The organism is Pseudonocardia sp. GCM10023141 (assembly GCF_042653605.1).
Genome location: NZ_JBHSIR010000014.1, coordinates 116,338 through 128,976, shown reverse-complemented (window position 1 = coordinate 128,976; position 12,639 = coordinate 116,338). Strand labels below are relative to the sequence as shown.

At 71.8% G+C, this 12,639-nt stretch carries 13 protein-coding genes and 1 pseudogene; 3 read left to right on the top strand and 11 right to left on the bottom strand.

Going from position 1 to position 12,639, the window contains the following annotated elements; translation table 11 throughout:
- Both ACFPFQ_RS08135 and ACFPFQ_RS08130 read left to right on the top strand, forming a co-directional pair.
- The coding region (locus ACFPFQ_RS08135; protein WP_379616412.1) for a TCP-1/cpn60 chaperonin family protein at positions 1 to 205 on the top strand (205 nt) is incomplete at its 5' end.
- 126 nt (positions 206 to 331) lie between these two features.
- Positions 332 to 631 carry a hypothetical protein gene (locus ACFPFQ_RS08130; RefSeq protein WP_379616410.1) on the top strand — a complete coding sequence of 100 codons (300 nt, stop codon included), beginning with the start codon at positions 332 to 334 and terminating at the stop codon, positions 629 to 631.
- 13 nt (positions 632 to 644) lie between these two features.
- Here ACFPFQ_RS08130 and ACFPFQ_RS08125 read toward each other — a convergent pair whose 3' ends face one another.
- Positions 645 to 1,616 carry a helix-turn-helix transcriptional regulator gene (locus ACFPFQ_RS08125; RefSeq protein WP_379616408.1) on the bottom strand — a complete coding sequence of 324 codons (972 nt, stop codon included), beginning with the start codon at positions 1,614 to 1,616 and terminating at the stop codon, positions 645 to 647.
- A gap of 61 nt (positions 1,617 to 1,677) precedes the next feature.
- Here ACFPFQ_RS08125 and ACFPFQ_RS08120 point away from each other — a divergent pair, with 61 nt between their 5' ends.
- On the top strand, positions 1,678 to 2,265 hold the full coding sequence (locus tag ACFPFQ_RS08120; RefSeq protein WP_379616406.1) for a TIGR03086 family metal-binding protein: 588 nt from the start codon (positions 1,678 to 1,680) through the stop codon (positions 2,263 to 2,265).
- A 252-nt stretch (positions 2,266 to 2,517) separates the two neighbouring features.
- On the opposite strand, the gene ACFPFQ_RS08115 is transcribed toward ACFPFQ_RS08120, so the two are convergent.
- From ACFPFQ_RS08115 to ACFPFQ_RS08070, 10 genes and pseudogenes are all read right to left on the bottom strand, one after another.
- Positions 2,518 to 2,808, bottom strand: coding sequence for a PspC domain-containing protein (locus ACFPFQ_RS08115; protein ID WP_379616404.1), 291 nt, complete (start codon positions 2,806 to 2,808; stop codon positions 2,518 to 2,520).
- A 310-nt stretch (positions 2,809 to 3,118) separates the two neighbouring features.
- Positions 3,119 to 4,330 (bottom strand): ABC transporter substrate-binding protein, encoded by a 1,212-nt coding sequence (locus ACFPFQ_RS08110; RefSeq protein ID WP_379616402.1) that lies wholly within the window; start codon positions 4,328 to 4,330, stop codon positions 3,119 to 3,121.
- Between the two features lie 256 nt (positions 4,331 to 4,586).
- Positions 4,587 to 5,498 (bottom strand): annotated as a pseudogene (locus ACFPFQ_RS08105) (branched-chain amino acid ABC transporter permease); the annotation flags it as partial.
- Positions 5,499 to 5,589: 91 nt separating this feature from the next.
- A complete protein-coding gene (locus ACFPFQ_RS08100; protein ID WP_379616400.1) occupies positions 5,590 to 6,468 on the bottom strand; it encodes a branched-chain amino acid ABC transporter permease in 879 nt (292 codons plus the stop codon).
- A complete protein-coding gene (locus ACFPFQ_RS08095; protein ID WP_379616398.1) occupies positions 6,468 to 7,307 on the bottom strand; it encodes an ABC transporter ATP-binding protein in 840 nt (279 codons plus the stop codon). The genes ACFPFQ_RS08100 and ACFPFQ_RS08095 overlap by 1 nt, the downstream gene beginning before the upstream one ends.
- Positions 7,304 to 8,113 (bottom strand): ABC transporter ATP-binding protein, encoded by an 810-nt coding sequence (locus tag ACFPFQ_RS08090; protein ID WP_379616396.1) that lies wholly within the window; start codon positions 8,111 to 8,113, stop codon positions 7,304 to 7,306. The genes ACFPFQ_RS08095 and ACFPFQ_RS08090 overlap by 4 nt, the downstream gene beginning before the upstream one ends.
- Before the next feature lie 326 nt (positions 8,114 to 8,439).
- Entirely contained in the window at positions 8,440 to 9,069 is a 630-nt protein-coding gene (locus ACFPFQ_RS08085) for a response regulator (RefSeq protein WP_379616394.1), read from the bottom strand.
- Positions 9,069 to 10,253, bottom strand: a complete 1,185-nt coding sequence (locus tag ACFPFQ_RS08080) for a GAF domain-containing sensor histidine kinase (protein WP_379616392.1) — start codon at positions 10,251 to 10,253, stop codon at positions 9,069 to 9,071. The genes ACFPFQ_RS08085 and ACFPFQ_RS08080 overlap by 1 nt, the downstream gene beginning before the upstream one ends.
- A gap of 59 nt (positions 10,254 to 10,312) precedes the next feature.
- Complete coding sequence (locus tag ACFPFQ_RS08075) at positions 10,313 to 10,501, bottom strand: hypothetical protein (RefSeq protein ID WP_379616390.1); 189 nt, start codon at positions 10,499 to 10,501, stop codon at positions 10,313 to 10,315.
- Positions 10,502 to 10,646: 145 nt separating this feature from the next.
- The gene (locus tag ACFPFQ_RS08070) at positions 10,647 to 12,308 is read right to left on the bottom strand and encodes a DNA repair helicase XPB (RefSeq protein ID WP_379616388.1); all 1,662 of its coding nucleotides are present in this window, start codon (positions 12,306 to 12,308) and stop codon (positions 10,647 to 10,649) included.
- Positions 12,309 to 12,639 lie beyond the last annotated feature (331 nt).

The window sequence follows — 12,639 nt, the reverse complement described above, 5'->3', positions numbered from 1 at the left end:
CAACGCCGCCACCGGAGAGTACGTCGACCTGATCGCGGCCGGGATCATCGACCCCGCCAAGGTCACCCGGTCGGCACTGCAGAACGCCGCCTCCATCGCGGCGCTGTTCCTCACCACCGAGGCCGTCATCGCCGACAAGCCGGAGAAGAACGCTCCGGCCGGCGGCGGCGACCCCACCGGTGGCATGGGCGGCATGGACTTCTGAGTCCGACCACCCGCTCCACAGCACGTCCCGCAGGGGGCGGCACCCACACCGGGTGCCGCCCCCTGCGGCGTTCCCGGTTCTCGTGTCGGAGGCCATGGGCCGAGATCTGCACGGGACACTCGCGCTGTGTCCACCCAGCCGGTTGCCCCGCACGCCCTCACGGTGGCGGAGTACCTCGAGCTCGGCGAGATCGAGTCCGGATACTCCGAGCTGGTGGAGGGCCGGCTCATCATCCACAAGCGTTCCGACTACACCGACGCCGGGATACCGCACTACCGGATCGTCGACATCACCGAGCCGGTGTCGGTGCTCGCCTGCCACCAGGCCGGCGACTTCGGCTACGTCGACGGCGGCGTGGTCACGGGCACGTTCACCGCCACCGCGCCCGTCGCCGTCACGATCGACCTCGACGGGCTGCTCCCGTGACGGGCCGCTCCCACTATCCGGCGTAGCGGGCCGCCATCGCCGCCGTCCGCTCGACGAGCGCCGCACGCACGTGCGACGGCTCGATCGCCTCGGCGTCGGCGCCGTACTGCCACAGGATCCCCACGGCGTGGGCCACGTCGGCGAACTCCACCTGCAGTACCGCCCAGCCGTCGCCGTCGGGCTCGTCGGACCGGACGGCCAGCACCGATCGCAGGAGCTCCGGGCGCCTGCCGGTGCGCACCCGCACCCGGGCCGTCACCCCCGGCGACGTGGCCATGAACTGCGCCCGGCGCGCCTCCCAGACCTCGTCCAGGTCGACGCCCGCAGGCCGGCGGGCGTTCTCGGCCAGCTCCTCGACGGCCAGCATGCGCGACATCCGGTAGGTGCGGTCGGCGCCGTCGCGCGTGGCCAGGAGGTACCACTGGCCGCGGGCCTGCACCAGCCCGACGGGATCGATCGTGCGCCACCGCGGCTGCGGCTCCCCGGCCGCCGCGTAGCGGATCCGCAGCCGTCGACCGGCGAAGACCGCACGCCGCACCACCGCGAGCAACTCGGGTGCATCGGGCGGTGCCGCGGGCGCGGCGCGGCGCATCCAGCCCTCGTTGCGCACGAGCACCCGCCCCGCATCGCGAGTGGCCACCGCGCGCTGCTCCTGCGGCAGCGCCGCCACGACCTTGCGCATCGCCGAGGCGAGCGCGGGGGCCATCCCCGCCGCCGCCGACGACGTGCGGGACCCCGCCACCAGCAGCGCGAGCGCCTCGTCGTGGGTCAGGCCGGTGAGATCGGTGCTGAAGCCATCGAGGAGCGCGAAGCCGCCGTGGCGGCCGCGCTCGGCGTAGACGGGGACACCCGCGGTGGACAGCGAGTCGATGTCGCGCAGCACCGTGCGGGTGGAGACCTCCAGCTCGCGGGCGAGCGTCGCAGCCGACATCCGGCCCCGGTGCTGCAACAGCAGCACGATCGAGAGCAGTCGGTCGGCGCGCACGCACCGATAGTGGCAGACATACACGACGGAGGATGTCGTGATTAGACGTCAGGGTTGTCTCATGACGAACACCGAGATCCCCGACCCCCGCCCCCTCTACGCCCGCGCGCTCGGTTGGGTGCACGGCCTCATGGCCGGTGTCGCGCCCGCGCACCTGGACGACCCGACGCCGTGCTCCGAGTTCGACGTCCGCGCGCTGCTCGGCCACCTGCTGGCCACCGTCGACCGGGCGCGGATCGCCGGGGAGGGTGGTTCGGTGCTCGCGGCGCCCTCGGTCATCACCGACGTCGCCGACGAGGACTGGGCCACGGCGCACGGCACCGCCACCGAGAAGCTGTGGTCGATCTGGGGTGACGACGCGCTGCTGGACCGCATGATGGTGCTGCCGTGGGGCACGGTTCCGGGCCGGGCAGCCGTCTGGGGCTACCTCAACGAGACGCTCGTGCACGGCTGGGACCTCGCCGTCGCCGTCGGGTCGGACCCCGAGGCCGACGCCGATCTCGCCGCAGCGGCGCTGGCCGCGGTCACCCGGTTCCTCCCGGCGGAGCCGCGGGGTGGTCCGGTGCCGTTCGCGGCGGTCGTGGAGTCCGCGGCCGGGGCCGGGCCGACCGAGCGGCTGGCCAACTGGTCCGGGCACGCCCGGCTCTGACGGAGGCGGGATACCGCGCCGGTGCCCCTTGGTACGGCACCGGCGCGGGTCGTGGCGAACACCCCGTCCGGCGCGCCGCCATCCACTGGTCACGCGCCCCCACCGGTGGCCGACCCCTCGAACGGCCCCCGGTGCACGCGACCGGATGTGCGCGCCGCCGGCGCTCCCCCGAACGCCGCCGCCACGGGCAGAAGGTTCGCAGGAAGGCGTCGTCGAGGGCATCCGTAGTCCTACGGGCGCCCCCCATCGGGGTCATGCCGCGACGTCGGCCTCGGCTACGTCGGCTTCGGGAGCCAGCGCCCAGATCGCGACGTACACGATGGCACCGCTGCCGACGCCGAGCAGCGTCAGCGCGACGAGGCCGATGCGCACCAGCGTGGCGTCGATGCCGAAGCTCTCGGCGATACCGCCGCAGACACCGCCGAGCATGCGGTCGGTGCGGCTGCGGGTCAGCCGGAACCGGGGACGCTCCGGTGCGGGCTGGGCACCGTTCACGTCGAAGGCGGGGTCGATGGTGGGGGTGGTGGTCGTCGTCTGTTCCATGCCCATGAGCCTGCCGGGAACGGGCGGGGCCGGAATCCGGGCTCACCCGGATTCCGACCCCTGCTCCGACCCTGGGGTTCCCTACTTCTGGAAGGTCCGTCATGGCCTGCGGCCGCCATGAAAGATGAGCCAGTGGGCGTTGATCACGGCGCCGGTGGCCGAGCGCGCACCGGCTCATGATCCAACCGGAACCTGTGCGCGTTGATCACCCACCCCGGCGCGCCCGGCTCTCGCGTTGCAGGAAGGCCACCTTGCCGCAAGGTTCTTGCGGGAAGGCCACCTTCCTGCAACGGGGCCAGCGCGGGGCGCCCTACTTCTGGAACGGGGCCTTGTAGCCAGCGGCATCAGGGGCGGTGAACAGCGGCGCCACCTCGGTCATGCCACCTTCCGCCTTCGGGTCCACCTTCGCGATGTAGACACCGCGCGTGGGCGGCGCCCCTGGCGAGCTGTAGTCCAGCGTGGCGACGAGCTCGTCGGTCTTCACCGAGGTCAGCGACTTCAGCGCGGTCTGGACGCCGGCGCGGCTGAGGTCGTTGTTGGTGCAGGCCTTCTCCAGCACGGCCTGCCACACCAGCCCCTCGACGTAGCCGACGTCGACACCGGCATTGAGCGGGGCCCCCGCGTACTTGGCCTTGTACTCCTTCGCGAGCTCCACGGCCTTCGGGGTCTTGGCCGAGAACGGCGGGCTCGACGCCGCGACGTAGAGGTTGCCGAGCGCGCCTGCCGCCGGGCTGGCCAGCAGCGCCGGGTCGAACGTCGGGTTGTTGCCCAGCACCGGCACGTTGAGCCCGAGCGCCTGGTTGGCAGCCATCGCCGACGCCGTCTGGCCCGGCGTCGTGGTCAGGACGATGGCCTTGACACCCGCGCCCTTGAGGCCGGTGACGATGTTCGTCAGGTCGCTGTCGGTCGAGGTGATCTTGGATTCCTTGACCGTGAGGTTGTGCTTGGAGGCGTAGTACTTGGAGCCCTTCAGCCCGTTGCCGCCGTACTCGCCGTCGATGTAGATGTGGCCGACGGTGTCGCCGTCCTTGATCAGGCCCTGCTGCTGCAGGTAGGCGAGCCCGTTGACGATCTCGAGGTCGTACGTGGTGCCGATCATCATGATGTTCGGGTTGTTGAGGATCTCGCTCGACCAGGACGCGGGCGCCGCGGTGAGGTTGTCGTCGATCAGGTTCTGCTTGAGCGCGGCCAGCACGGGCGAGCCGAGCAGCTGGACGATGCCGAGCACCTTCGGCTCGAGCTGCGGGTAGAGGGTCTTCGCCGTGTCGGCCTTGTAGCCGTGGTCAACGGTCTCGATCTTGATCTGGCGCTTGCAGATGCCGCCGGCACCGTTGACGCTGTCGGCCCACAGCTGGTTGCCCGCGTTGATGGCAGCACCGAGGTTCTTGAAGACACCGCTGGTGTCGCCCATGATCCCGAGCGTGATGGTGGTGTCGGTGACGCCCTTGTCGGTCTTGACGCCGCCCGCACCGGTGGCACCCGCCGCTCCGCTGTCGGCCGTGGACCCGCACGCGGCGAGCACCAGTGCACTCGCCAGCGCGCCGGCGAGCACCGCCTTGTTGACCGTGGCGGCCCGCCGCTCGCTACGCCGTCGGATCATCATCGTTCCTCTCGGGGGTGGGACGTCCGCCGGTGTCGGCGGGCGGAACAGCTGAGGGACGGAACCGGGCGACGATGCGCCTGCCGATCGCGGCGGCACCGCCCGGTTCGAACAGCACGACCAGCACGACGGCCGCGCCGTAGACGAACGCACTGAGCACGACGGCGGACAGGCCCCCGAAACCGGCGTCGGCGAACCAGCCGAACTGGTTGGCCCCGAGCAGGAAGAACTGCTGCAGCCCGTAGACGACGACCGCGCCGATCACCGCGCCGGGCACGGAACCCAGGCCGCCGATGATCGTGATGGCCAGGAAGGCGATCGCGACGGTCAACGAGTAGTTGCCGGTGAACTCGTTCTCGTCCGGTTTGACCAGGTCGAGCCACAGCGCGGTCATGACACCTGCGAGGCCGGCGAAGGCCGACGAGATCACGAACGCGCCCGCCTTGACGCGACGCACGTCGACGCCCATCGCGGTGGCGGAGGCCTCGTTGTCGCGCACGGCCCGCCACGAGCGGCCGATCCGGCTGTTCACCGCGCCGCGGGCGAGGAAGTACGCGATCAGGGCGAAGGCCAGGAACAGGTACCAGAGCCGCTGCTGCTTCTGGATCGCGACGCCCGCGATCGTCGGGGCCGGGGTGGTGTTGGCGAAGGGGAAGCCGAACAGCTCGAACGTCGGCGCCGCCCGGCCCGATGACGTGCCACCGGTGAACAGCTCCAGCGACTGGCCGAGCCACAGCCCGACGAACACCAGCGACAGCGACGCGACGCCGAGGTAGATGCCCCGCAACCGGCCGGAGACGGGCGCGAACGCGAGCCCGATGAGCCCGCAGATGAGCACCGCCCCGATCACCGCCACCAGCGGCGGCAGCCCGAGAGCGACGAGGCCGGGCTTCTCGCCGGGGTCACCCGCCAGCACCGCGTAGCTGACGGCGCCCACCAGCAGGAAGAACGGGTGCGCCAGTGAGAGCTGGCCGGCCTGGCCGACGAGCAGCGTGAGTCCGATGCCGCCGACGGCACCGATCAGGATGTACTGGGCGACCTTGAGGTAGGCGACCTGCGATCCGACGAGTATCGGCAGCAGCAGGAGCACCACGATCAGCAGCACCGCGCCGCCGATCTTGGTCCAGTTCCGCGGCTTCGCCGCGGGGACGGTGGCGGGCACGGGCGGAGCGGCGAGTGCGTTAGACACGACTGAGCTCCTTCGTCCCGAACAGTCCGGACGGCCGGATCACCAGCACGATCAGCATCACGATGAAGACGGCGCTCTTGGAGAACTCGAACGAGAGGTACTGCGCCGAGAGCGCCTCGGTCAGCCCGACGACGATCCCGCCGACCACGGCACCCGCGGTCGAGTCGAGGCCGCCGAGGATCGCGGCCGGGAACGCGATCAGCGCGATGGCGTGCGTGCCGCGTCCGAGCCCGGCCCCGGAGAAGTCCTGGGTGGCCATGAACAGCACCGCCACGCCGGCCAGCGCCCCGGCCACGAGCCACGCCGTGGCCGTCACCCGCGAGCTGCGGATCCCCATCAGCGCCGCGGCCTCCTTGTTCTCCGCCTGGGCGCGCATCGCGACGCCCCAGCTCGAGTACCGGAAGGCCAGGAAGAACGCCGTGATCAGCACGGCGCCGACGACGAGCGCGATCGCCTGCGTCCGGAAGATCGTGATGCTGCCGAGGTGGATGGGCTGCGAGTCGTAGGGATCACCGATGAACGGGATCGCGGCGCCGACCCGGCGCACGATCTCCTCGGTGATGATCACGTCGACGCCGATGGTGAGCAGGGCCAGGCTGTTGGGGTCGGCGTTGCGGGCGTTGGCCATCAGCACGCGCTCGATGAGCAGGGCGATCAGCCCGGCCGCGACGATCCCGACGAGCGCGGCAGGCACCCAGCCGATCGAGTCCTTCAGCACGTAGACGAAGAACCCGCCGACGAGCACCAGTGAGCCGTGGGCGAAGTTCACCACCTCGGTGGCCTTGAAGATCATCACGAAGCCGAGCGCGAGCAGTGCGTAGACGGCGCCCTTGCCGAGGCCGTTGACCACGAGTTGGACGAAGGTCTCCATCAGTCCTGCTCCTCGTCCTCGGCGCCGACGCCCAGGTAGGCGCTGATGACCTCCGGGTCGTTCTGCACCTGCGCGGGGAGCCCGTCGGCGATCAGCCGCCCGAAGTCGAGCACGCTGACCCGGTCGGCGATGCCCATCACCAGCCCCATGTCGTGCTCCACCAGCAGCACCGAGATGCCGAGCGCGTCGCGCAGCTCACGGATCGTCACGGCCATCTCCGCGGTCTCGGCGGTGTTGAGGCCCGCCGCCGGCTCGTCGAGCAGCAGCAGGGTGGGCTCGCAGGCCAGTGCCCTGGCGATGTCGACGCGCTTGGCCACCCCGTAGGGCAGCACCCCGACGGGGTTGTCGAGCCGGTCGGCGACACCGAGGAACGCGCAGATCTCCTCGACGCGCGCGATGTGGCGCCGCTCGGTGCGGCGCCCCAGCCGCAGCCCGCCCGCGAGGAACCCGCCGGAGGTCAGGGTGTGCCTGCCGAGCAGCACGTTGTCGCGGACGGTCGAGCCCGGCGAGAGCGCGATGTTCTGGAAGGAGCGCCCGACGCCCAGCGCGGCGAGGCGGTGCGGGCGCAGGTCGGTGAGCACCTGGTCACCGAGCCGGACCCGGCCCTCGGTCGGCCGGTAGAGCCCGCTGATCACGTTGAAGCAGCTGGACTTGCCTGCACCGTTGGGCCCGATCAGCGCGTGCACCGTGCCGGGGGCGACGGTGAACGAGACGTCGTCGAGCGCCGTGATGCCGCCGAAGCGCAGCACCACGTTCTCGACGACGAGCTCCCGCACGCCGTCACGCAGCTCGGGGACGTCCACGACATCGGGGGTGTCCTGCGTCGCACTCACGCTCATCCCGCCCACCTCGACAGCACCCGGCGGCTCCGGTGAGCCATGGCATCGGCCTCCTCGGCCTGCGCCTGGGCCTGGGACTCCGCATGTCCACCCAGGTAGAGCCGCTGCACGTCATCACTCGCGGCGAGCTCGGCTGCCGACCCGGACAGCGCGATGCGGCCGACCTCCAGCACGGCGGCGTGATCGGCGACCTGCAGCGCCATCGTCGCGTTCTGCTCGACGAGCACCACGGCCGTGCCCTGGTCGTGGATCTCGCGGATGATCCGGGCGATCCGGCCGACCATCTGCGGCGCGAGGCCGAGCGACGGCTCGTCGAGCAGCAACAGCTTCGGGTCCGACATCAGCCCGCGGCCGATCGCGAGCATCTGCTGCTCACCGCCCGAGAGCAGGCCCGCCCGCTGGCCGGCCCGCTCGGCGAGCACCGGGAACAGCTCGTGGACCCGGGCCCGCGACGCCGTGCGGGCGGCGGCGGACCGCGCCCCGAGCCCACCGGCACGCAGGTTCTCCTCCACGCTCATCCGGGCGAACACCTGGCGTCCCTCCGGCACGGCGACCACGCCATGGCGGACGACAGCGGCCGGGTCGAGGCGGTCGAGCCGCTGTCCGGCAAAGGTGATCTCCCCCGCCGTGACGGCCCCGCGGTGCAGCCGCAGCGTGCCCGACACCGCGCGCAGCAGCGTCGACTTCCCCGCCCCGTTCCCACCCAGCACGGCGAGCACCCCGTCGGCAGGAACCTCGACGTCCACGTCCTCGAGCGCTCGGACCGATCGTCCGTAGCGCACCGACAGCCCACGAACACTCAGCACTGATCAGTTCCCCGGCGTTGCACTGTCACGATCGCGGCCCCTCACGTGGTGATCCGGTGGACTGGGCGCACATGGTGTTCGGGGTCACAGAGCCCGGGCACCCCCAAGTGGAGAGGGGTAAAGGGGAATTGGTACTCCGTTACACGGATGAGACCGAACAGTGGCGCACCGCAGCCGAACGGCCACCCAACGCGGCCGAACGGCCTACAGGCGTAGCCGCGCGCACAGGCCGACTTCGCATGCCGTCGCCAGTCCTCGCACACGTTCCAACCCATGCGAACACGGGCAACGGTGTGCGAGGTCGGGAGTCGGGGTGCGAAGTCGGGCTACAGCAGCCCGGCCTCGCTGGCCTTCCCGATCGCCTCGACCCGGTTGCGGGCCCCGAGCTTGTGCAGCGCCGACTGCAGGTACGTCTTGACGGTGTTGCGCGCGAGGCCGGTGGACTCCGCGATCTCCGGGTTGGTGCGCCCCTGCGCCGCGAGACGCAGCACCTCGTACTCGCGCCGCGTCAGCCCGCTGCGGGCCAGCGCGGCCTGGTTGCCGTCGCCGCCACCGGCGGGCACCATCCGCGGATCCGAGACCCGCTCGCCGCGCAGCACCCGCCGCAGCGCCGCCACCAGGTCGATCGCGGCGGCGTCCTTGAGCAGCGCCCCGTGCGCGCCGGCGTCGAGTGCGGCCTGGACGCCGTGGTGGTCGCCGTGCGCGGTGAACACCACGACCCGGGCGGCCGGCACGGCCTCGCGCAACCCCACCACCACCTCGGGGGCGAGCATGTCGGGCAGCCGCAGGTCCAGCAGCACGAGGTCGGGCCGCAGCAGCGGGGCCCGCTCCAACGCGGCGCGGCCGCTCTCCGCCGCGCCGACCACCACGAGTGTGGGATCGCCGCGCAGCAGCAGCGCGACGCCGTCACGGACCACCGGATGGTCGTCCACCACCATGACCCGGGCCGCCGCCATCAGGCCCGCACCGGCCCCGGCAGCAGCATCCGCAGCGTGCTGCCGCCGTCCTCGTCGTGCACCAGGCTCACCCTGCCACCCAGCCGCGCCGCGCGCTCCGCCAGCAACCCGATGCCCAGCCCGGCGCTGTCGAACGAGACCTCGTCCGCGGACGGCTCGCGGACCTGCCCGTCGTCGGCGATCGCCACCTGGACACCGCCGTCGACCTCGCCGAGGCTCACGATGACGGTGCCGGCCCCCGCGTGCTTCTCCGCGTTGAGCAGGCCTTCGCGCACAGCGCTGATCAGCAGGGCGGTGCGCTCGCCGTCGAGCGGCTGGATCAGGCCGAGCTGCACGAACCGGGCGGTGACGCCGGTACGCGCCTCGTAGCTGCGACAGTGCTCGGCCAGCTCGACGGGAAGGGCCCGCTCCGGGCTCGACTCCGACAGGGCGAGCAGCGCCTCGCGCAGCGCGCGCGAGGCCGCCGACACGTCGGACTCGATGCGGCAGAGCTGGGTGCGCAGCAGCGGGTTGTCCGGCACGGTCGTGCGCAGGTCGCGGACCTGCGCCCCGATGGAGAACAGCATCGCGCCGAGCGAGTCGTGCAGCGACGCCTGCATCCGTTGCCGCTCGGCCGCCACCGCCGTGTCGAGGCCCGCCTTGGCCCGATCGGCCAGCCGCAGCGCGCGCGTGGCCTCGGCAGCGATCGCCTGCACGGACTCGACGGCGACGTCGCCGAAGGCCCCGCTCCCGCGCAACGCGGCGTAGGCCACAGCGACCGTCTCGGTGCCGCCCGCGGTCTTGAGGATGGGCACCGCCACCATCGCGCCCAGCGACTCGACCTGCACCACGGCGTCGAACTGGTGGGTGATGCTGCGGGCCGTGACGTAGTCGCTCACGCGCACCGGCGCTCCCATCGCGAGCACCCGACCCCCGACGCCCTGCCCCTTCGGGACGACGAGGTCCCGCAGCGACTCGGTGCGGTTGCCGGCGAGCCAGCGGATGACGGCGTGATCGGCCCCGTCGGTATCGGCGACGAAGCCGGCGTCGGCACCCGCGACGTCGCGGATCAGCCGCGCCGTCCCCTCCAGCGCCAGCACCCTGTCGAGGACCGAGAGCAGCCCGTCGCGCTCGGCGAGGAGCGCGTTGAGCAGGTGTTCCTGCTCGAGGGCACGGTCGGCCGCCGCCCCGTCACGCGTCGCCATCCCCGGACGATCGCACAGCGGCGCCCCGGGCGACACACCCGTGTGCAGAGGGGCGACGCTCAGGACCTGCGAGAGCGGCGGCGGACCTTCTCCCTGGCCTCGGGCCGGAGGACGGGCTCCGCGGGCTCCCGGGGAACCTGCCGGTCCCTCGCCCGGACGACCCGGCCGATCACCAGCGCGAGCAGCAGTCCGGCGAGGACCCATGCGGTCACCCCGACGAGCACCCACTGCCACATGGAAATGATCACCCCTTCGCCCACACCGGACTACCCAGAGTGGCCCCACCGACTACCCAGTGTGGCTCCAACTCGAACCGAGGGTTCGGGAGGTTCACTCGATCGCGAGGAAGTTGCCGCAACCGGGGGGTGCGTTCGCGCGTTCGCGCAGGACCGTTCAGCCCACGTCGGGGACCGCTGGGCCCAACAGGTCGTCGGCATCGACGATGCGGTACGCGTAGCCCTGCTCGGCGAGGAAGCGCTGACGGTGCGCCGCGTAGTCGGTGTCGAGCGTGTCGCGGGAGACCACCGAGTAGAAGTGCGCCTGCCGGCCGTCACCCTTGGGCCGCAGCAGCCTGCCGAGCCGCTGCGCCTCCTCCTGCCGCGAGCCGAACGTGCCCGACACCTGGATGGCGACGCTCGCCTCCGGCAGGTCGATCGAGAAGTTGGCGACCTTGCTGACCACGAGCACCGGCAGCTTGCCCTCCCGGAACTCCTGGAACAGCACCTCGCGCTCCTTGTTGCGCGTGGATCCCTGGATGACGGGAGCGTCCAGCGCCACGCCCAGCTCGTCGAGCTGGTCGAGGTAGGCGCCGATGACGAGCGTGGGCTCGCCGGGGTGGCGCTCCAGGATCGACTTGACGACGTTGATCTTCGTGTGGGCGGTGGAGGCCATCTTGTAGCGCTCCTCGGCCTCCGCGACGGCATAGCCGAGCCGCTCGGCGTCGGTGAGCGTGACCCGGACCTCGACGCAGTCGGCGGGCGCGATCCAGCCCTGCGCCTCGATGTCGCGCCACGGCGCGTCGTAGCGCTTGGGCCCGATCAGGGAGAAGACATCGCCCTCGCGCCCGTCCTCGCGGACGAGGGTGGCGGTGAGCCCGAGCCTGCGGCGCGACTGCAGGTCGGCCGTCATCCGGAACACCGGGGCCGGCAGCAGGTGCACCTCGTCGTAGATGACCAGGCCCCAGTCGCGCGAGTCGAACAGCTCGAGGTGGCGGTACTCGCCCTTGGTCTTGCGGGTGATCACCTGGTAGGTGGCGATGGTGACCGGGCGGATCTCCTTGCGCTCGCCGGAGTACTCGCCGATCTCGTCCTCGGTGAGCGACGTGCGCGCCACGAGCTCGCGCTTCCACTGCCGGCCTGCCACCGTGTTGGTGACGAGGATCAGCGTGGTGGCCTGCGCCTGCGCCATCGCGGCGGCCCCGACCAGCGTCTTCCCCGCACCGCAGGGCAGCACGACCACCCCCGAGCCACCTGCCCAGAAGCCGTCGACGGCTTGGCGCTGGTAGTCGCGCAGCGTCCAGCCGTCCTCGGCGAGCGCGATGGGATGGGCCTCACCGTCGACGTAGCCCGCGAGGTCCTCGGCAGGCCAGCCGATCTTGAGCAGGGCCTGCTTGAGGTGCCCGCGCTCGGACGGGTGCACGATCACGGTGTCGTCGTCGACGCGGTTGCCCAGCAGCGGCGCGATCTTCTTCTGGCGGAGCACCTCCTCCAGCACCGCGCGGTCCAGCGCCACCATGACCAGGCCGTGCACCGGGGAGTTGGTGAGCTGCAGCCGCCCGTAGCGGCCCATCGTGTCGACGACGTCGACGAGCAGGGGTTGCGGCACGGCGTAGCGGGAGAAGCGGACCAACGCGTCGACGACCTGCTCGGCGTCGTGGCCTGCGGCGCGCGCGTTCCACAGCGCGAGCGGGGTGACCCGGTAGGTGTGGACGTGCTCGGGGGCGCGCTCCAGCTCGGCGAACGGCGCGATGGCCATCCGGGCCTCCTGCGCGGCCGGATGGTCGACCTCGAGAAGCAGTGTCTTGTCGGACTGGACGATGAGCGGTCCGTCGGACATCGTGGTCTCACTTCCTCGCGTACGTCCGGACGCGGCCGGACCGGTAGGGACACACGATGCACGAGGTGGAGACCGGGGAGCTGCGGCGGCCCGCCCGACACGGGTCGGGCAAGCGGGTGCGCAGGCGGGCTATAGTGACCCAGCTCTAGTTCCGTGAGCGCACGTGTGCCGCCGCGATCATACCCGGTCCCGACGGTCATCGCCCCTCCCCAGCGGGGCGCGTGTCGCGGCGGACCGGGGCACCACGCGAACCGGCCCACCCGACCGGCTCGCCCCCGACACGAAGGCGCCACGGATCCACCCGATGCTCATCGCCACGCTCCACGGGCGT